This window comes from Methylobacterium sp. Leaf100, from assembly GCF_001422845.1.
Classification (GTDB): Bacteria; Pseudomonadota; Alphaproteobacteria; order Rhizobiales; family Beijerinckiaceae; genus Methylobacterium.
On the sequence record NZ_LMMW01000003.1, the window covers coordinates 95,706 to 115,047 of the forward strand.

Here is a 19,342-nt window from a genome sequence, read left to right on the forward strand (position 1 = left end):
CCCGCAAGCATTGTCGCCTGAGAAGCTGTCGTCTCCCGGTCCCGTGCTGGAAGGCTTCAAGCGAACCGCCATAGCCCCCGTAAGCGATCGACTACACTTGAGCGAAAAACTTCGTGCCGGCCACACCCGTGATGGTGAGGGCGATGAAGGCCATCTGGGTCGAATTCACTTTCTCGCCGAAGACCAGCGCGCCGAACACGACCACCCCGACGGCGCCGAGGCCGGTCCACACTGCATAGGCCGTCCCGGCCGGCAGACCACGCATGGCAAAAGCCAACAGGCCCATATTGACGAAGCTCAGGACGATCGGGACCGACGAGGTCGCCCAATCTCCCCGCACAGCCGCCCATTTGAGGCTCAAGGCCCAAGCGATTTCCGTGGCCACCGCCACGCTCAGAATGACCCACGCCATGGGGTGACTCTCCGATGCGGGCTCGAAAGAAAACGCTGCAGCCGGAAACCCGGAAGAGGCCGAACAGCTCCGCCGAGCACCGGGGCCCGACCCATCGAAGGCGAGAGACTTAGTGCACCGCAACATTCCTGTCGATGCCGCAAATCGAGGCATCGCACCTCACCCCGTTGCCGCATGGTTGGGCAATCGAGCGTCTTCAAACGCTGCGTCGGTTGACGGCCCGAATGCCGATCCGCGGTAGGACGCCGGATTAATCCATTCTGGTCTGAAGCCACGTTGTGCCCCTGCGCCTTGCGAGAAACCTTCCATCGACGGCTGCAGGCGACCGATCGAGCGTCTCGCCACCCCGGGATCCCGCGCGACACATCGTCCAAAGAAGCAACGAGAGCCATCGGACCCACGGCCCATGCCTCCCGTTCAATCGATCGCCCGACCACTACCGAGCAGCGAAAAGGTCGCGTAACGCATCGGGCGCGCGGGGGATTTCAAATTATCATATGATAATGCATCGGTATCACGCACATCTAGAAACGCTTCCAGCGTCGGCGGAGCAATAAGAGAGGCGGGTGCCTTGAAGAGCAGAGCGCTCGCGCCACAAGTGAAAGGCGAAGTTGCTATGCACCCGGTTTCCAACAACGCTCCCATGACCATGCTGCTGCGCAAGCTCGACAGCATCGCCACCCTCTCGAATGAGGAGCAGGAAGCCGTTCGCAATTTGCCGGCGCGGACGCGGACCCTCGAGCCCGGGCAGGATATCGTGCGGGAAGGCGACAAGCCCTCGCAATGCTGCCTGGTCCTCGAAGGCTGGCTGTGCCGCTACAAGATCCTCGGCGAGGGTCGCCGCCAGATCTTCTCGTTCCACATTCCCGGCGACACTCCCGATCTGCAGAGCCTCCACCTGCCGGTGATGGATCACAGCCTCGGCACCGTGACCGTGGCCACGGTCGCGTTCATCCCGCACGACAGCGTCCGTGACCTGACTCTGCGCTTCCCGCGCCTCGGGGCGGTGCTGTGGCGCGACACCCTGATCGACGCGGCGATCTTTCGGGAATGGATGACCGGCATGGGCCGCAAGTCGGCCNCTGCGCTTCCCGCGCCTCGGGGCGGTGCTGTGGCGCGACACCCTGATCGACGCGGCGATCTTTCGGGAATGGATGACCGGCATGGGCCGCAAGTCGGCCTATGGCCGGATCGCSCACCTGTTCTGCGAGATGTACCTCAAGCTCGAAGCGGTGGGCCTCGCCGGCGATCACCGCTGCCCCCTGCCGATCACCCAGACCGAACTCGGCGATGCGCTCGGCCTCACCACCGTGCACGTGAACCGCACCCTGCAGGAGATGCGGGGCCAGGGGCTGATCACYCTGCGCAGCAGCACCCTGGTGGTCAACGCCTGGAACGACCTGTGCCGCTCCGCGGAGTTCGATCCCACCTACCTCCATCTGAAGAAGCAGGCTGACGGATGAGCCTCCACCTCCAGCCTGTGCAGGTCRCGACGGGCAGCAACGATACCGAGAGCCATCTCGTGTTCGACGATGGGTTCCTCGTGGCGATCCTGGTTCACCTGTGCGAGCAGCACGGGTCGGACGCCGGCCGGTGGTTCCTCGAAGCCGGATTCGGCCGCGTCGACCATCCGAACCCGCCGACCTTCGCCAGCCTCGGCGCCGCCTCTTTTCCTGAACGTCTGCGACCTTTCNGGGCAGCAACGATACCGAGAGCCATCTCGTGTTCGACGATGGGTTCCTCGTGGCGATCCTGGTTCACCTGTGCGAGCAGCACGGGTCGGACGCCGGCCGGTGGTTCCTCGAAGCCGGATTCGGCCGCGTCGACCACCCGAACCCGCCGACCTTCCCCAGCCTCGACGCCGCCCAGGACTGGATCACGCACCGCCTCGCCACCACCGACGATACGACCTCCTAACTCGGGAAAAACGAGCGTTGTTCGGCCCCTCGAACGCCCGAAAGACAACGGGTCATCGGGCGATGAACGCAAGACCCACAAGGTGAAAGCCCTGGTTGGCCCCGAAGTGTCCGACGGTGTCATCCCGAAAGGCCGAGGGCAAGGGCGAGACGTTCGCGTGCCCGGCTCACCCGGCTCTTCACGGTACCGACCTGACACCCGAGCACCATCGCGGCCTCCGTGTGGAGCAGGCCGTCGACCATCACGAGCAACAGGGTCTCGCGTTGCTCCGGCGGGAGGTCGTTCAAGGCGAACTGTAGCTCGGCGAGGGCAACGCGGTGTTCCTGCTCGGGCGGCGCGGAGACCGAACCGGCGATGACGCCGTCGACGTCCTCGACCTCCCGGCGGAAACGCTTGCGCTGGTTCAGATGGATGTTGCGCAGGATCGTGAACAGCCACGCGACGAGGTTGGTCCCCGTGCGGAACTGGGATCGGTGCTCCCATGCCCGCATGAGGGTCGCCTGAACCATGTCGTCTGCCTCTGCGGCATTGCCGGTACGGAGCAGAGCGAAGCGTCGGAGACGTGGCACCACGGCGATGAGTTCGTCGCCGAACGCCTTCGTGATCTGACGTTCGGCCTCGGCGTCGAGCAGGGCGGCTCGCAGACGTAGCAGAACTCGGCCGAGCCTCGTATCGGCATCGACCGTATCCACGCTGGGAATGAGTTCGTTCAGCCGTGCCCCGATCTGATCCTGGACATGACGGGGCAATCCTTCGCTCGGCGAAGGTTCGTCGGTGACGATGCTTGTCAGCATTCTGGGGAGGAGTCCTTGTTCGGGATATCAGCCCTGAGAGGCTGCCCCTCTACGGTAGATTCTACCGGGCCGGTTCTGGATGATCGTTCACATTCACGTCAATGATCCAGATATACCGGTCTGCGGACCTCCCGGCCCGGAACCGTCCGTCCACGACCGCTGTTACGGCCTGGCTTGAATCGAGCGGTACGGAAGGCGGTGGGACGTGGTGGTTGCCGTCGACAGGCATGAGCTTCGGCAGATCATCGCCGGCCTCAGCGAGGGCGTGATCCTGGTCGAGCCCGACCAGACCATTGCCTATGCCAACGAGGCGGCCCTCGCGATGCATGGCGCGGAAACCATCGGCGAACTCGGCGAGACCGTGGACGATTATCGTGGGCGCTTCACACTGCGCTACCGCAACAACCACGCTCCGAACCAATACCCCATGGAGCGCGTCGTCTCGGGAGAACGTTTCCACGACGTCATCGTCGAGGTGACCCGAACGGACCGGCCAGAGGTCGATTTCGTGCACTCCCTACGCAGCCTCGTCGCCACCGACCGGGAGGGCAATCCGAGCTGTCTGGCACTCATCCTCAAGGACGTCTCGGAGCAGTTCGAGGCGGAGGAGCGCTTCGAAGCCACCTTCAACGCCAATCCGGCACCTGCAGTGATCTGCCGGCTGTCGGACCTGCGTCACGTCAAGGTGAACCACGGTTTTCTGGAGATGACCGGTTATACCCGCGACGCCGTGATCGGCCGCAGCGTCTACGAGGTCGACGTGCTGGCAGGCGCCCGCAGCCGGGATCTGGCGATCGCCCGGCTCAATACCGGCGCCACCATCCCGCAGATGGAGGCTTGCCTCGATCTGCCCGATGGCAGTTCGCGCTTCGTCATCGTCGCCGGCCAACCCATCGAGTTCGGCGACGAGCCCTGCATGCTCTTCACCTTCGCCGACCTGGAACTGCGCCGCAAGGCGGAGAAGGCCCTTCGTCAGAGCGAGGAGCGCTTCGCCAAGGCGTTCCACCTCACTCCCGTGCCGACCCTGCTGGCACGGGCCGAGGGATTCTCCATCACCGGCGTCAACGAGGCCTTCACCCGGGTGTTCGGTTACAGCGCCGACAAGGTCACGGGACGTACGCCCGCGGAACTTGGTCTCTGGGTGCACGACGCCGCACGAACCCGGTTCGAGACGGCGGTGGCGCGCACCGGCTATGTCCTCGGCCTGGAGGTCTGCCTCCGGCACGAAGACGGCACCAACTTCGATTGCCTCGTCTCGGCCGAGCGCGTGGAGATCGGCGACCAGACCTTCGCCCTTCTGGTGCTGCAGGACATCACCGAGCGCAAGCGCACCGAGCGGGAGCTTTTCGAAGCCATCGAAACCGTCATGGCCGACACCTCCTGGTTCAGCCGCGGACTCATCGAGAAGCTCACGACCCTTCGCCGGCCGGCGAGCGAGACCCGTGACGCCGTCGTTCCGAACGTGACGGGTCGCGAGCGCCAGATCCTCGACCTCATCTGCCGAGGACTGGACGACGATGGCATTGCACAGAAATTGGGGCTTTCGCGCAACACGGTCCGCAACCACGCCGCATCGCTCTACCGGAAGCTCGCCGTCCACAAGCGCTCGGAAGCCATCGTGTGGGGTCGCAACAACGGGTTCCCGATTTCGGAGGCTAGCAAATAAAAACTGCCTTACCAGTATATTTGCACCATTGCTCACGGGCCACGGCGGACCACTTGAGGGACGGGTTCGCACCGGACTTCGCGAAGCCAGTGGAAGCCAGTGCATGCGGAAGGCGATCTAGGTTTCTTCGTAGCTGGAAGGCCCGGAGAACGAAGCCGCCGGAGCATCGGCGCTCATGTCCGAAGTCGTGGGCGAGAAACCTCTCAGTAGTCACTACCGAAGCTCGAACTGAAACCGAACATTGCCGTTCAAACGTAGCTTCGCTCGCACGTTACAGCCGACGAACGTCATCGAAACGAGAACAGGAACACCATCATGGTCGACACGAATCGGATCACCGGCGCCGCGAAGGAACTCGGCGGCAAGGTGCAGGGCGCGGTGGGCGACCTCACGGGCTCGAACCGGGACTCGGTCGAGGGCCGCGCCCGCGAGGCGCAGGGTGCCGCCGAGAACCTGTACGGCCAAGCCAAGGACACCGCGCGCGATGCGGCCGACCACGTGGCCGAGACAGCCCGCGAGATCGGCGGCAAAGTTCGCGACACCGTCGGCAATCTGATCGGGTCCGGCGATGTCGAGGACCGCGCACGCCGGGCGCAGGGTGCCGCCAGCGATACCTACGAGCGCGCCGAGCGTTCCGTCCGCAGTGCTGGCCGCGAAGCGTACGACCGGGCGGAAGACGCCTACGAGACCGGCGCCCGTTCCCTTCGTCGGAACGGCAACGATGCCGCCAGCCAGATCGCGGAGCACCCCGTTGCCGCCCTCCTGGTGGCCGGCCTCGTCGGCTACGGCCTCGGCCTCCTCATCCACGGCCGCGATTGATCCGCAGAGCCGGCATCGATCGGTCCGACCGCGCCGCGACGGCTCGGTCGGACCGTTGAGTTCCACCCCAGACTGCCCCCTCGAACGACCGAACTTTTCGGACGACCGACGACCCGGAGTACCTGTACGTGTCCACTTCCCCCCTTCTCGCGACCTCGACCACCACGGCCTCGGCCGACACTCGCACCGTTCTGCTGAACCAGGTCTCGTGGGGCGCCATCTTCGCCGGCGCCGTCACAGCCTTGGTGACCCAGGTCATCCTGAACATGGTCGGCGTCGGCGTCGGCCTGTCGAGCGTCGGCCCCGTGGCCGCCGACAATCCTGCCGCTTCCACCCTGTCGATGAGTGCCGGCGTCTGGTTCGTCGGCTCGGGCATCGTCGCAGCGCTGGCCGGCGGCTTCATCGCCGGTCGCCTGTCGGGCAAGCCCGTCACGGGTGCCGCCGGCCTGCACGGCCTCGTCTCGTGGGCCGTGACCACCCTCGTGGTTCTGTACCTACTGACCTCGGCGGCCGGCGGCCTCATCGGCGGTGCCTTCTCGGGCGTGACCAGCACGCTCGGCGGCGCCGGCTCGCTCGTCGGCGGCACGGTGCAGACAGCGGCACAGGCTGCCGCGCCGTCGCTGTCGAAGATCTCGAACCCCTTCGACGGGATCGAGCAGTCGGTTCGGAACCAGGCCGCCGGTCAGGACCCGCAGGCCGCCAAGGATGCAGCCGTCGCCGCGATCCGCGCCCTGTTCACGGGTGACCCGGCCCAGAAGGCCCAGGCCGAGAACCGTGCCGCCGACGCGCTGGCCAAGGCTCAGGGCATCCCGGTCGACCAGGCCAAGACGCAGATCCAAGACTACAAGAAGCAGTACGACGAGACCATCGCCACCGCCAAGGTGAAGGCCGAGCAGGCGGCCGTCGCCGCCAAGTCGGCTGCCACCCAGGGCGCCTTCTACGGTGCGCTCGCCCTGATCCTCGGTGCGCTCGCCGGCTTCTTCGGTGGCCGCCTCGGCGCCCCGAAGCTCCACACCCTCGCCGACAGCTACGACGCCCGCCGCGTCTGAGACGATCCCCGGTCGGTCACCGCGACCGGCCGGCCTCCCGTTCATCCTCGAATCGAAGGAGCCATCCCATGAGCAGCACCACGGACAAGCTGAAGGGCCTCGCCAACGAGGCGGCCGGCAACGTCAAGCAGGCCGCAGGCAAGGTCACGGGCAACGACAAGCTCGTCGTCGAAGGCAAGGCCCAGGAACTCAAGGGCGAGGCCCAGCGCACCGTCGGCGAGGCCAAGGACGGCGTCGCCTCGCTCGTCGACAAGGTCACCGGCAAGCACTGATCCCATACGGGCGGCCGGTGACCCGACCGGGTCCCGCCGCCCCACCATTCGAACCCAGGAGTACCCATGAACGGTGACCAGTTCCGCGGCGCGTCCCGCCACCTCAAGGGTCGCGCGCAGACCGCCGTCGGCGGCCTCACCGGTGATCCGGCCCGGCAGGTGCGTGGCGCCGTCAACCAGGTGGCCGGCGGTGCGCAATACGCCTACGGCCGCGCCCGCGATCGGGCCGAAGATTACGTCGACGACGGACGGGATCTCGCGCGTGAAGTCCGGAGCCGGGCCGCTCATCTCATCGAGGAGGGACGCGGCGTCGCTCGCGACGCCCGCGAGCGCGGTACGGTCTATGGCCGCCAAGCCGCCCGCTACACCGACGACCATCGCGCCTCCGCCCTGCTCGGCCTCGCCGCCATCGCGTTCGCGGTCGGTTGGCTGTCCCGTTCCAGGCACTGAATTTCGCGCCGTGACGCACCCCAACCCCGGAGACCACCCATGATCCGCAAGCTGCTGACCGCGTTCGTGCTTCCGAAGATCATCGCCTACGTCAGCCGCCGCTTTCGCGGTCGGACCTCCGCTCCGTCGAACCGCCGGGGCTACTGACGTCGATCGATAGGACCGATCCTCACTCGATAGGTAACGACGTTCACATGAGACTGACTCTCGCCTTCGCGACCACCGTCGTCGCCGCTCTGGTCGGGCTACCGGCCCAAGCTTCTCAGGCAACCGCCGCGCCGATCGCGGCGCTCGAGCGAGGCGATGTGCCGACCACGTACGCTCAGTACCGGCGGTTCGGTCCTCGCCACGGTTGGCGCGGTGGACGCGCGTATGGCCGAGGCTACGGCTATCGGCGCGGCTACGGCCATCGGCGTGGTCCGGGCGTCGGCGCTGCGGTGGGGGCGGGCGTAGCCGGCTTGGCCGCGGGCGCCATCATCGGTGGCGCCATCGCCAACGCGCAGGCGCAAGCCGCTCCCGTGGTGGTGCAGGGAGGCCCCAATCCCGAGGCCGTCGCAGCCTGCGCTCGCCGCTTTCGTTCCTACGATGCGGCCAGCGGGACCTATCTGGGCAACGACGGCGACCGTCACGCTTGCCCCTGACACGGTCGCGCCCGATCCCAGCCTACATCGGGCCCGCCTTGATGGCGGCCCCGGGCTCGCGACGGCGGGGTTTCCGGAGCCCGATGCTTTCGCGAACGCTGCGCACCGCGGACACGTGCCGGCCCCCAAGGCCTCGGTGTAGATCATCGCATGCCCGAGCCGTGCAAGGCGGACCTCCACGTGGCTCCGCGTGGAACGCCCTCGGACTCAAGGCAAACAGAGAACCTGAAATGAACCTTCGTAAAATGGCCCTGCAGGCACTGACGCTCGCGGGAGCACTCGCCTTGCTCCCATCAGCGGTCGTAGCGCAGGAAGGGCCTGAGATGGAGGCGATGCGCGCGAGTTGCGGCGGTGATTACCTCCGTCTGTGCGCGGGTATGAAACCGGGCGGCCCCGAGGTGAAAGCCTGCTTCAAGCGCAATCGCCCGAACCTGTCGGAGGGATGCTCCCGGGCCATCGCCGCTTATGAACGATCGCATGGCGGCCCGTCCGACGAAGCGGACGACTGAGCCCCACAAGGAGCGATCCAGGGCCCGCACGGGCGCGCCATCACGAACTCCGGCACCGACCAGCGCCGGAGCCTGAACTTACCCGACCCTGTCCGCGCGCCGCCGAACGAAGGCAAACCGCCGGGCGGGCGACCCAGGTCATACGGCGGAAGAAACGGGAATCATGACCAAGTTCACCAAGATCATCACCTATCTGGTCGCCACGGCGGCCTTCGCCACGCTGATCCTCGTGGTTCTTCAATCGACGCGGATGCTCGCAAGTTCTTAGGGGCCGCCCCTTTACACGTATTCCGGAACCATTGGATCTTCCATGATCCGCTTTGCCAACATGGGAAGCCACCGCTTATTCTATCTTTCTATCGTTCGACTGACATTTTGGTGATGGAACGTCGTTTCTGCGTGCTTGTTTCCAGCGTCATCGTCACCTGGAGGCATACATGCGAATCGTGGCATCGGCCTTCTTGGTGTTCCGGGAACGCCGCAGGTCCGATCGTTTTCCGGTCAGCGGATTGCTGCCCGCAACGCCACCGCCGGATTGGCCAAGAAATCAACCGAGCGCTTATCCGAGCGGGCAACGCTATCGATGGGGTGATCCGCCGACAGTATCTCACGGCTTTGCACCTGCGATCGGCTATGATGCTTACCTCGGCGGTAGTGATCCTCCCCCGGTGGCTCTGCGATCCGCGAAAGCCGTTAAGGTGCTGTGCAGCATATGACCGTAAAAGCGGCGCATGCGTTACGCCCTCGTCGCCCTCCTCGTCGCCTACGCCTCCGCTGCTTCGGCGGGGCCATTCGAATTTCTTGGCGGCATTCCTGATGCGCCCGGGGTGGTGCATGGCGGATCGTTCGGGCTGACCGGACACGACTATTACGGTTCTTCGCAGACGGCAGGCGCCGGTCGTACGGAACAGGCGACCCGGCACGCCAAGGCACGCTTGCGTCATCCCGCCCCGGAGAAGCGGCTGCCCAATTCCTGACATGAAAAGCCCGCCGCGGATTGCTCCGGGCGGGTGAAGGTTGGGTCTCGTTGGGACTGAAGAACGGCCCAGCATCCGCGGGGTTCCACCCTACCCGGTTTTCATCCCGAAGCGCTGGACCAGCCCCCTCTCGCTCCAAAGGTCGGTGCAGACATCCGCGCCGGGCTCGGTCACGATCCGGATCGCCTCCTCGTCGCTGTCCGCCTGGATGTCTCGCACATGGATGATGCACCCGTCGTTGTGGCGGGTGATGGCACGGTAGGATCGCAGCGGGCGACGGTGATGTCCCGCGGCGAAAGACTTGGTTCTCGACAATACGGTCTCCCTGCCGCGCCATCGCGAGGTGATGGGAGGTACGAGCAGCAGGCCCCGGGAGTTTCACGCAACAACGAACGACCCACCGCCGAAGCCGGACGGTTCGAGGCCGGGCTCTCAAAGGGAAGCGCGATCTCGGGCGTTCGATCGGGGGTCGGCGATGGCATGGGTTGCTCTCGCCACACCATCGTCTCGACGTTCGGACCAGCAATCCCGCAAACCCCGCGCGTCTGACGCACCCGTACGTCGCATCGCCCGTCTCGCGGTGCTCTCACCGTCGGTCTTCGGAGGGCGCTGCTCATCCACGATGACGGCACCCCAAGGAGGGGCGCTGGATCGTGGCGATCAGCGAGCGCGAAGCCCGGCGGGCGGTTCAACCTGCACCGTAGCCACCCTCCTCGTTCGTCGGGTGGCGGCTCGGTGAATGATCGTCGTATCCGCCCGTCTCCGGGCCCGGATCATCCGCCGGCGCGACGTGCCCTGGCGATGTCGGTCCGGCTTCCGCCGGGTCCTCGGTGATCCTGGGCTCGACCAGGGATTTTCCCTTGGCGGGTACGTCGAGGCCGGCTGGCGGTGTCTTGTCCTGAGAGACCATTGCGCTCTTCCCAAAATCCGTTCTCGGAAGTGAATCGTGGGCGGTGTGACCCGGTTCCGCGTCATGCCCCATGCGTCGGGGAAGCATCCTCGACGGCCTCCCGTGCCGGCCAGCAGGGTTCTCCTCGACAACGACCGGCTTGCGGCTATCCTGTGGGGATGCGTTCCACCTCGGCCGCCTTCGCTCTGCTTCTTGTCGCCGGCAGCGCCTTCGGGCAGCCGATGCCGACGGTGCGTGACCTGCTCGCCGCCGAAACCAAGGCGACGCAAGGCTGTGAAGGAAGCGGCGATCCTGCGGCGATCCGCGAGCAGTGCGTGCTGCGCGACCGTCTGAGTGGTCGCCTGGCCCAGGCCGGCTATTGCTGGGGCAGGAAGGGACAGACCGACGCGAAGAAGGCGTGGCACCCGTGCGGGCCGGATTCGATCTACGTCGACGACGTCGAGGCGGTGCGCCGCTGACATGGAGAGCCCCACCTCGACGAAGCCCACTTGGCGAACGGCTGTCGTCCGCCTGTTGGCCCTCGCGGCCCGTCCCGTACGCAAGGCGCAGGGGCGGGGCGGAACGGTCGTCGAGGCTTACCGCGGCTACGGAACGAGCCGGGAGATCTTCCTGATCGGCCGCGTGTTCCGGCAATCGCACCCCGATCGAACGGCGAACGGCGACGATCTCCGGGCGAGCTTGCGTGACATCGCGTGCCGCATCCGCCGTCGAAAGATCGCCGGGGCCACCGTGACGGCACGCTTCGGCGGGGCGGAGGTTCGCGTCGCGACCGACCGGGACGGGTACTTTCGTGTCCACCTCCGCCCATGCGAGGCACTTCCCGGCGGGATCGCCTGGCATCCCGTCGCACTCACCCTCGAGGCCGATCCACCGGTGATCGCACAGGGGCAGGTCTACATCCCGCCGACGGGGTGCCGGTTCGTCGTCATCAGCGATATCGACGACACCATCATGCACACGGGCGTCGCCAACAAGTTCAAGATGCTCTGGCGCCTCTTCGTGGCCGACGCCGAGAACCGCGTGGCGTTTCCGGGCGCCGCCGCCCTCTGTCGCGCGTTCCACGACGGCGCGAGCGGCCATGAGGCCAACCCGATGCTCTACGTGTCCCGGGCGCCATGGGGCATCTACGAAATGCTGGGCGAGTTCTTCCGCCAGCATGCGATCCCCGTGGGACCGGTGCTGTTCCTGCGGGAATGGGGGCTGTCCTGGCGGCATCCCCTGCCGCGGAAGGCCGAGCATCACAAGCGCGAGCTCATCGGCCACATGCTGGCACTCTACCGCGACCTGCCCGTCGTCCTGCTCGGCGACAGCGGTCAACACGACCCGGAGGTCTACGCGCAGGTCGTGGCGGATCACCCGGGGCGTGTGCTCGCCGTCTACATCCGCAACGTCTCGCGCGGCGAGAGCCGCATCGTCGAGATCGAGCGCCTCGCCGTCGCGGTCAGTGCCGCCGGAAGCAGCCTCGTCCTCGCAGCCGACAGTGCCGTCATGGCCGATCATGCGATCGGTCTCGGCCTGATTGCGCCCGAGAGCGGTGGAGCAGTGTCCTCCGAGCGTGAAACCGCGAGCGATACCGAAACCGGGACCCACCGCGTCGGCGGATCAGGACCCGCGAACATCACGCAAACGGTCGCCGATGGGCATCTGAGAAGCCTCCTCGGGTCCGGGTCCGACATCCCGCCGAACATCGTCGTCGAACCGGCGGATCGGAACGGCCGGAGCACGCGTCAGGATCCGGGCTGATCGCGCACGCAGCGTTCGACACGATCCAGGACCCGGCCTCGGCGGTTCCGATGCAGTGTCTTACGCACCTCCGAGGGCTAACGCTGAAGGTGGCGACCGAGGATAAACCGGCGAGACGTTTCCCGGTCCTGGACGGTAATGGCTCGCTCTACAGAGGGCGACCCCGTCTTTCAGTGCGGAAAAACCACGCCCTACCGTCGATAAACAAAAGCTCGATTGAGCTCTGCGGCAGTCGCCATGGAGTTTGATACTGTATTGGCGCGCCTACGGGGAGTCGAACCCCGCTCTGATCCTTGAAAGGGACCTGTCCTAACCGATAGACGATAGGCGCTTTGGTTCACCAATACCAGTTTTCTACGTTCGCACAGCCGGGCAGTCAACCGCCTGTACCGGCCGAGAAGCATCCTTCGTTGACAGGCCTCGGATGCCTACCATGCCTGACCCTCGCAACCACGTACTTGGTAGGATGGTAGGGGAATAGAGGCGTCCTGGACCGCTAGACGAAGGGCGCTGGTCGGAGCGAGGCCTCTATAGGCGGGATCGGAGGCGGGGGCAACGGGCGTTTCCGGACAAGTTTGCCGCTTGACGAAAACGCCGGTGGCCGGTTTGTCGCGCAGGACAGCGGCGGGCGTTCCCCGGCCCCGCCCGGCACGAGCGGACAGCCCCCATGACCACGCGACGCGACGGCCCGCCGAACCGGCAGGCGAGACGGCCCGGCCCCGGCGGCGATCGCTTCCGCCCCCGCCCGGCAGGACCGGCGGGCGACCACGTGGTGCTCTACGGCTGGCATCCGGTTGCCCAGGCGCTGGCCAACGAGGGCCGGCGCCTGCACCGGCTCCTCGCCACGGAGAACGCCATGCTGCGCCTCACCGAGGAGATCGGGCAGCTTCGCATCGATCCCGAGTTGGTGCGGCCGAGCGCCATCAATGCGCTTCTCGGGGCCGATGCCGTGCACCAGGGCCTCTATCTCGAAGCCGATCCGCTGCCGGGCCCGGACCTCGAAGACCTGCCCGACGATGCCCTGCTGCTGGCGCTGGATCAGATCACCGATCCGCACAATGTCGGGGCCATCGTCCGTACGGCCGCCGCCTTCGGGGTCGCCGGCATCATCACCACGGCCCGGCACTCGCCGACCGCCACCGGCGTCCTCGCCAAATCGGCGTCGGGTGGCCTCGAGCACGTGCCCCTGGTCATCGTCCGCAATCTGTCGGAGGCGCTCATCGATCTCGGCGAGCGCGGCTTCACCCGCATCGGCCTCGATTCCGAGGCCGGGACCGATCTCGACACCATCGCTGCCAAGCGTCCGGCGGTGATCGTGCTGGGTGCCGAGGGCAAGGGCCTGCGCCAGCGGACCCGCGACAATTGCGACGTGCTCGCGCGGATCCCGTTCCGGGGCGAGATCCGCAGCATCAACGTCTCGAACGCCGCGGCCATCACCCTCTACGCCCTCAGCGTCGGACGCTGAGGCGAGCCCTTCAGCGCCAGAACGGCTTGAGATCGACGAGATCGGCATGGGCGTCCGCCGCCTTGGCGAGCAGGGCTTTGGTCTCGGCCTCGTTGTCCCCCGCCGTGAGGCCGGCGGCGAACAGCGTCTCGGCCGGGACCCCATCGCCCGCGGTGGCGAGGCTCGACAACACCTCGTGGGCGGTCGCCATGTCGTTCAGGGCCCCGAGATGGTCCTGGAGATCCGACACCGCCGAGACGAAGGCCTTGTGGCGCTTGTGCGCTTTCTTGTCCGTGTACAGGCTGGCGAAGAACTCGGCGCCGTAGCGCAACTTCTTACCCTCGATGCGCACCCGATGGCGCGCCTCATGGTCGAGACGTTCGAGGCGGCGGCCGCGCTTGCGGATGCGGCGGCGGATCCGGTCGAGGATGTCGGCGGCGAAATCCTCCGCCGTGGCATCGCGGGCGGGCGTCCCACCCTCCGCGGGTCCTTGCGTTCGCCACGCCCCCGTCTCGATCCAGGCGGCGACATCGAGGATCAGGCTGCGCCAGGCCGGCGATTCGAGGGTGGCGATCACGGCATCGTGCGCCCGATCGCGCTCGGCTTCGAGGCGGGTGCGCAGATCCTGGAGGCCGGCCTCTTCGGGGCGCTTCTGGAGTTCCGCCGGCAAGGTCGTTTCCAGGAAGACATCGAGGTTGCGAGCCCGGCCGAACGGCTCCGTCACGCGCTTGATCTCGTCCCGCAGGTGCGCGGCGGCGGGATCGCTCGTCAGGATCGGCTTGAACAGGGTCAGGGCCGATCGCAGACGCCGGAGCGCCACGCGGATCTGGTGCAAACCCTCCGGGTGGCGCCCGTGCAGGAACACGTCCTCGTTCAGGCGCAGGTGATGCAGGCAGGCCTGGGCGACGGCCCGGAACGCCTCGCCGGCCGTGGCGCCGGGTTCGAGGCGCACGGGACTGGCCTTGCTGGACTTGCGCAACGTCCCGTCGATGAGGCGCCAGCCACGGGCGCTCTTGCTGAGGGCACCGAGGCGCAGAGGAATGGTCTCGGCCAAGGCCTGGGCGAGGCCGAACAGGTCGCCAGGGCTGCCCTCATCGAGTTCGAGTTCGACTTCGCAGAGCGGTACGGCGCCCTCGGCCGTCTCGATGCGCCCCTGATCGAGGGTCACGGAGATGAGCGAGGCGCCGTGGACCACGAGACGGGTCGTACGATCCACCACGCTGGTGAAGACCGGCACGAGGGCGGGATCGGCCGCGTCGCCCAGGAGGGCCGGGACGGGCGTCTCGGCGAACGCCTCGGCGTCCGGCACCTCCCCGAAGATCTCGGCCTCCCATTCCGCCCGGTCGAACAGGCCCACGCTCGCGGAAGCGGCTTTGACGGTCTGGATGCGGCGGTCGCCCTCGCGGCGCACGCGAAGGGTCAGTCCGCCCTTGCGCAGGTCGCCCTTTGCCGTGTCGAAATAGGTCGAGCTGAGAACCACCGCCTCCGGCGTCCCGTCCGCCCGCAACAGGGGGTGGTTCGCGAGCGCGGCGAGGTCGGCGACCCCGCATTCCAGCTTCAACTCGATCTCGCGCGGCGTGGCCATGGTTCGTCCTGTTGTCGCGGTCGGGTCTGAGGGAACGGCCGACTTGCGCGATCTCAAAGCCGTCGCCCGGCATCCGTTCCCCCGGGGCAGAGCGGGCCTCGGGGTTCCTGTATGCGACAGGCGGCGCCGTCGACGCGAGCCGAACACGCACGATTTTTCGTTCGCGCGCGCCACTTTGTAGTGTAGCGGAGGGGAATTCGCGCCGGCCTGCGGGCAGCCGGGCGCCGAAGTTTTGAGTTTGGGAATGACGCGGGACCGGATCAGGGCCGATCGCCTCCTGGTCGAGCGTGGCCATTTCGAGAGCCGGGCGCGGGCGCAGGGCGCCATCGCGGCCGGTCTGGTGCGGGCCGATGGACGGGTGGTGGCGCGGCCTTCCGACCTGATCGCGCCGGGCGCGCGGATCGAGGCGCAGGCCCCGCATCCCTTCGTCTCCCGCGGCGGGCTCAAGCTCGTGGCGGCCCTCGACGCCTTCGGGTTCGATCCCGCCGGCCTCACCTGCCTCGATATCGGCGCCTCGACGGGCGGCTTCACCGATGCGCTCCTCGGGCGCGGGGCCGCCCATGTCTACGCCGTCGATGTCGGCCACGATCAGTTGCATGCCTCGCTGCGCACGCATCCCCGGGTCACGAGCCTGGAGGGGCACGACGCGCGTGCCCTCGACCGGACGACGATCCCGGTGGCCCCGATGATCGTCGCCATCGACGTGAGCTTCATCTCCCTCAGGCTGGTGGTGCCCGCCGTCGCGGCCCTCATGGGGGAGGGGGCGGCCCTGGCCGCCCTGGTCAAACCGCAATTCGAGGCGGGCCGAGACCGGATCGGACGCGGCGGCATCGTCCGCGACGCGGCCGTGCACGAAGCGGTCTGCGCCGAGATCCACACCTTCATCGCGGGCGCGGGCTTCACCGGCCTCGACCTGATCCCGTCGCCCGTCACCGGCGGCGACGGCAATCGCGAGTTCCTCATCGGAGCGCGCCGGAAAGCAGTTCCATGACCGATTCCCCCGACATCGTCACCATCGCCAAACTCGGTGCGCGTGGCGACGGGATGGCGACCGACGGAGCGGCCGTCGCCTACGCCCTGCCGGGCGAGCGCGTCGCCATCCGGCGCGAAGGCGGTCGCGGTCAACTCGTCTCCGTCGAGACCGCCTCGCCGGACCGGATCGACCCGTTCTGCCCGTATTTCGGAACCTGCGGCGGCTGCGCCGTCCAGCATTGGGCGCCCGAGCCCTATGCCGCCTGGAAGCGGGCCCTCGTCGGCCAGGCCCTGTCGCAGGCCGGCCTCGATGCCGATCCGGGGGCGCTGCAGGACGCCCACGGCGAGGGCCGCCGACGCCTGACGCTGCATGTCCGGGCCGGGGAGGCGGGGGCCAGGGCGGGCCTGATGGCGGCTCGCAGCCACGACCTCGTGGCCATCGACCATTGCCCGATCACCGTGGAAGCGCTCCACCGGGCCCCCACGGTGGCGACAGCCCTCAGCGCGCCCCTCGGGCACGGGCGAAAACCCCTCGATGTCGCCTTCACCTCGACCGATGCCGGGCTCGACGTCGACATCCGGGGCCACGGCCCCGTGGCCGAAGGGGTAAGGGCCGTCCTCGTGCGTCTCGCGGACGACCTCGACCTCGCGCGCCTGTCCCTGCACGGCGAGATCCTCGTCGAGCGCCGCCTACCCGTGATCGAGACCGACGGCATTCGCCTCAGCCCGCCGCCGGGCGGCTTCCTCCAGGCGACGCAGGCCGGCGAGTCGGCCCTCACGGCCCTGGTGCTCGCCGCCCTCGACAAGAAGACGAAGCGCGTCGTCGATCTCTTCGCCGGCAGCGGACCGTTCAGCCTCGCGCTGGCCAAACGCTGCGATGTCCATGCCGTCGAGGGTGAAGCCGCGGCGCTGGCGAGCCTCGACCGGGCCGTGCGCGCGACGCCGTCCCTGCGCCGGGTGACGACGGAGCGGCGCGACCTGTTCCGGCGCCCCCTCCTGCCGATCGAGCTCGACCTCTACGACGCCGTGGTGTTCGATCCGCCCCGGGCCGGCGCCCAGGCGCAGGCGGCGCGCATCGCCGAAAGCAAGGTACCGCTGGTGGTAGGCGTCGCCTGCGATGCCGGAACCTTCGCGCGCGATGCCGCCACCCTGGTGGCGGGCGGCTACCGGCTGGAGAGCGTGACGCCCGTGGACCAGTTCAAGTATTCGAGCCACGTCGAGGTGGTGGGTGTGTTCCGTCGAACGGTGGTGCGCCGCCGGCGGGCATCCCTCGCGTGAGCCCGCTCGACAAGTGCCGACCTTCCCCTAGCTGAGAAGCCATGCGCACCTCCCTGATGCTCCTCGGCCTATCCCTCGCCCTTGCGACACCGGCGCGGGCGGATCGCTGCGGCGATCTCATCGATCGCGTGACGGCGGCGACGCAGGCGACCCTCGTCCGGCGCACCGTCGATTTCGCGGAATTCTCGGCGGGGGAGGGCATCGGCCTGACCCTGGCCTGTGGCGACCTCTCGGCCGTGGGTGCCCAATTCAAGGGGGCGACCCTGCCGACGGGCTACTTCCCGCTGTTCGGACGGGCCGGGCAGGCGGTCAACGGCCTTCCCGCCGACACCCTCGCGGAGGCCGGGCGCACGGCGCGGACCAGTGCGGAAACCAAGCGCCATAGCAAGGTCGACGCGGGCAGGGCCCTGGTCACGTGCTCGGTCGCGAATTCCGGCAGCGATCTGGTGACGATCTGCGCGGCCATCGACAAGGACGACCGGACCTGAGGCGGGCCGGTCCCGATGCGGTCATGACCGCATGGCAAAGACCATGTAACCGGAATAGGTAACGGCCGCAGCCATCCAGAGCCAGATTGTGGTGTCCATGCCGCAACGTTAAGACCATGCTGCAGTGCAGTCGATCGGGCGGGTTGCCGCTGCGTCACCACCCAGCGCGTCGCGGTAGGTCCTTGTTAACCATAGGGTGGCGATCGTCCGCCCTCACAGCCGCCGACGGGGAGCCGATGCGCCGTTCGATCCTCGCCCGCTTCACCCTCCTGGCGACCGGAAGCATCGGTCTCGTCGCGGCGATCCCGCCTGCGGCCGCGCAGGAAGCGCTCGACGCCCGGGAGCAGGCGCCGCTGCTTCTCCGGATCCGACCGCCCGGCGAGGCGCCGCGCAATCTCGGCGCGGGATCGGGACCGATGACGGACGAGGAGGTCCGACAGGCCCGGGCCCGCAACGAGGCGGTGTGGGCGCGGGCCGATCAGCGCGCCCGTATCGCCATCGCGTCGGTCTGCACCGGCTGCCTCGCCCCGGTTCGCCCGCCCGCCGCACCACCTTCTCCGACCCCCGTCGAGGCAACCCCGGCTCCCGTCGCGGCGGCCCCGGCCACGTCTTCCCCCTTCGCACAGACAGGTGCTCCATGACGCAATCCCATCCCACCAGCGGTCCCGTCGCGGATCCGGCCTGCCCGGTCTCCCTCGACCTTCTCGGCGAGGTCTATCGGGCCGACGCCGACGATCTGCCCGAACTGCTCGCCACAATCGCCGAACCGACACGCTCCAAGCTCGCCGTCTACCTCTACGGCAAGAGCCACATGCACCAGCTCGGCCTGACCGTGGCCCGGGCCTGCGAGCGCGAGGATCTCGTGCGCGTCGCCGGCGAGATCGGCTCCGTGGTCTACGGACAGTCGCGCATGAAGCCGGCGCGTCCGGCCGTCCCAACGGAGGCCGCCCCCGCGCCCGCCCGCAAGATCAGCCTCGCCGGATCGCCCCCGAAGAAGATCAGCCTCGGCGGCTCCGCCGCGAAGGGCCGTTCGTTCGACTGAAACCCGGAGCGGCTCTCGCCGCCGAAGACTTGACTGGGGTGGGTGGCATGTTCGGCGCTTGGTGGAAACTCGGTCTCGACGCGACCCTGCTGGCGATGGAATCCCAGCAGGTGATCGGCCTTCGGCTGGCCAAGCTCGCTGCGGGTGGGAATTCCGCTCAGGTGGAAGCGCATCGCATGGTCAGCGAGAAGATCACGGCCGCGAACGAAGCGGCGCTGCTGCTGGCTCGCGGTGGTTCGACGGCCAAGGTGATGGCCGGGTATCGGCGGAAGGTCCGGGCCAATGCCCGGCGCTTGGCCAAGGGGTGAGGCGCGCGGCACGGTTAACCCGGCGTTAACCGTGCCCTTTCATCGTTCTCGTCGAATCCACGAGGA

23 protein-coding genes and 1 tRNA gene are annotated in these 19,342 nt (G+C 67.7%); 20 read left to right on the forward strand and 4 right to left on the reverse strand.

Annotated elements, in window-relative coordinates:
• Positions 1–91: 91 nt before the first annotated feature.
• A complete protein-coding gene (locus ASF25_RS04030; protein WP_056303413.1) occupies positions 92–412 on the reverse strand; it encodes a multidrug efflux SMR transporter in 321 nt (106 codons plus the stop codon).
• A gap of 643 nt (positions 413–1,055) precedes the next feature.
• On the opposite strand from ASF25_RS04030, the gene ASF25_RS22540 reads away from it, so the two are divergent.
• The 3 genes from ASF25_RS22540 to ASF25_RS23340 form a co-directional block, all read left to right on the forward strand.
• Positions 1,056–1,493: Crp/Fnr family transcriptional regulator (locus tag ASF25_RS22540; protein ID WP_244472891.1), on the forward strand; the 438-nt coding region annotated here is incomplete at its 3' end.
• Between the two features lie 82 nt (positions 1,494–1,575).
• Positions 1,576–1,875, forward strand: coding sequence for a helix-turn-helix domain-containing protein (locus ASF25_RS22545; RefSeq protein WP_056174669.1), 300 nt, complete (start codon positions 1,576–1,578; stop codon positions 1,873–1,875).
• The coding region (locus ASF25_RS23340; RefSeq protein WP_210168821.1) for a hypothetical protein at positions 1,872–2,105 on the forward strand (234 nt) is incomplete at its 3' end. The genes ASF25_RS22545 and ASF25_RS23340, both read left to right, overlap by 4 nt.
• 343 nt (positions 2,106–2,448) lie before the next feature.
• On the opposite strand, the gene ASF25_RS04045 is transcribed toward ASF25_RS23340, so the two are convergent.
• A complete protein-coding gene (locus ASF25_RS04045; RefSeq protein WP_056303416.1) occupies positions 2,449–3,123 on the reverse strand; it encodes a sigma-70 family RNA polymerase sigma factor in 675 nt (224 codons plus the stop codon).
• A 205-nt stretch (positions 3,124–3,328) separates the two neighbouring features.
• On the opposite strand from ASF25_RS04045, the gene ASF25_RS04050 reads away from it, so the two are divergent.
• From ASF25_RS04050 to ASF25_RS04095, 10 genes are all read left to right on the forward strand, one after another.
• Positions 3,329–4,789: a PAS domain S-box protein gene (locus tag ASF25_RS04050; RefSeq protein WP_056303417.1), complete on the forward strand. Its 1,461-nt coding sequence runs from the start codon at positions 3,329–3,331 to the stop codon at positions 4,787–4,789.
• Positions 4,790–5,104: 315 nt separating this feature from the next.
• Complete coding sequence (locus tag ASF25_RS04055) at positions 5,105–5,608, forward strand: CsbD family protein (RefSeq protein WP_056174677.1); 504 nt, start codon at positions 5,105–5,107, stop codon at positions 5,606–5,608.
• Between the two features lie 128 nt (positions 5,609–5,736).
• Positions 5,737–6,657 (forward strand): hypothetical protein, encoded by a 921-nt coding sequence (locus ASF25_RS04060; protein ID WP_056303419.1) that lies wholly within the window; start codon positions 5,737–5,739, stop codon positions 6,655–6,657.
• 68 nt (positions 6,658–6,725) lie between these two features.
• Entirely contained in the window at positions 6,726–6,929 is a 204-nt protein-coding gene (locus tag ASF25_RS04065; protein WP_056174681.1) for a CsbD family protein, read from the forward strand.
• Positions 6,930–6,995: 66 nt separating this feature from the next.
• Positions 6,996–7,379 (forward strand): CsbD family protein, encoded by a 384-nt coding sequence (locus tag ASF25_RS04070; protein ID WP_056303420.1) that lies wholly within the window; start codon positions 6,996–6,998, stop codon positions 7,377–7,379.
• Positions 7,380–7,573: 194 nt separating this feature from the next.
• Positions 7,574–8,020, forward strand: coding sequence for a BA14K family protein (locus tag ASF25_RS04075; protein WP_056303422.1), 447 nt, complete (start codon positions 7,574–7,576; stop codon positions 8,018–8,020).
• Between the two features lie 230 nt (positions 8,021–8,250).
• Complete coding sequence (locus ASF25_RS04080; RefSeq protein WP_082502482.1) at positions 8,251–8,529, forward strand: hypothetical protein; 279 nt, start codon at positions 8,251–8,253, stop codon at positions 8,527–8,529.
• A gap of 731 nt (positions 8,530–9,260) precedes the next feature.
• Positions 9,261–9,506: a hypothetical protein gene (locus ASF25_RS04085; protein ID WP_056303424.1), complete on the forward strand. Its 246-nt coding sequence runs from the start codon at positions 9,261–9,263 to the stop codon at positions 9,504–9,506.
• A 1,068-nt stretch (positions 9,507–10,574) separates the two neighbouring features.
• Complete coding sequence (locus ASF25_RS04090; protein WP_056303426.1) at positions 10,575–10,874, forward strand: hypothetical protein; 300 nt, start codon at positions 10,575–10,577, stop codon at positions 10,872–10,874.
• A gap of 1 nt (position 10,875) precedes the next feature.
• A complete protein-coding gene (locus ASF25_RS04095; RefSeq protein ID WP_056303428.1) occupies positions 10,876–12,159 on the forward strand; it encodes a phosphatase domain-containing protein in 1,284 nt (427 codons plus the stop codon).
• Between the two features lie 256 nt (positions 12,160–12,415).
• Here ASF25_RS04095 and ASF25_RS04100 read toward each other — a convergent pair.
• Positions 12,416–12,490 (reverse strand) — tRNA-Glu (locus ASF25_RS04100).
• Between the two features lie 336 nt (positions 12,491–12,826).
• Here ASF25_RS04100 and rlmB point away from each other — a divergent pair.
• A complete protein-coding gene (rlmB, locus tag ASF25_RS04105) occupies positions 12,827–13,624 on the forward strand; it encodes a 23S rRNA (guanosine(2251)-2'-O)-methyltransferase RlmB (RefSeq protein ID WP_056303429.1) in 798 nt (265 codons plus the stop codon).
• 10 nt (positions 13,625–13,634) lie between these two features.
• On the opposite strand, the gene ASF25_RS04110 is transcribed toward rlmB, so the two are convergent.
• A complete protein-coding gene (locus tag ASF25_RS04110) occupies positions 13,635–15,188 on the reverse strand; it encodes a CYTH and CHAD domain-containing protein (RefSeq protein ID WP_056303431.1) in 1,554 nt (517 codons plus the stop codon).
• A 244-nt stretch (positions 15,189–15,432) separates the two neighbouring features.
• Between ASF25_RS04110 and ASF25_RS04115 the strand changes: the two genes are divergently transcribed.
• The 6 genes from ASF25_RS04115 to ASF25_RS04140 all read left to right on the forward strand — a co-directional run bounded on the left by ASF25_RS04115 (position 15,433) and on the right by ASF25_RS04140 (position 19,276).
• Positions 15,433–16,179 carry a TlyA family RNA methyltransferase gene (locus tag ASF25_RS04115; protein WP_056303433.1) on the forward strand — a complete coding sequence of 249 codons (747 nt, stop codon included), beginning with the start codon at positions 15,433–15,435 and terminating at the stop codon, positions 16,177–16,179.
• Positions 16,176–17,438 carry a methyltransferase gene (locus ASF25_RS04120; protein ID WP_056303435.1) on the forward strand — a complete coding sequence of 421 codons (1,263 nt, stop codon included), beginning with the start codon at positions 16,176–16,178 and terminating at the stop codon, positions 17,436–17,438. The genes ASF25_RS04115 and ASF25_RS04120 overlap by 4 nt, the downstream gene beginning before the upstream one ends.
• 41 nt (positions 17,439–17,479) lie before the next feature.
• Positions 17,480–17,926: a hypothetical protein gene (locus ASF25_RS04125; protein WP_056174701.1), complete on the forward strand. Its 447-nt coding sequence runs from the start codon at positions 17,480–17,482 to the stop codon at positions 17,924–17,926.
• Between the two features lie 236 nt (positions 17,927–18,162).
• Entirely contained in the window at positions 18,163–18,567 is a 405-nt protein-coding gene (locus ASF25_RS04130; RefSeq protein ID WP_056303437.1) for a hypothetical protein, read from the forward strand.
• Positions 18,564–18,968, forward strand: coding sequence for a hypothetical protein (locus ASF25_RS04135; RefSeq protein ID WP_056174705.1), 405 nt, complete (start codon positions 18,564–18,566; stop codon positions 18,966–18,968). Before ASF25_RS04130 ends, ASF25_RS04135 begins: the two co-directional genes overlap by 4 nt.
• Before the next feature lie 47 nt (positions 18,969–19,015).
• The gene (locus ASF25_RS04140) at positions 19,016–19,276 is read left to right on the forward strand and encodes a hypothetical protein (RefSeq protein WP_056174707.1); all 261 of its coding nucleotides are present in this window, start codon (positions 19,016–19,018) and stop codon (positions 19,274–19,276) included.
• The last annotated feature ends 66 nt before the right edge of the window (positions 19,277–19,342 follow it).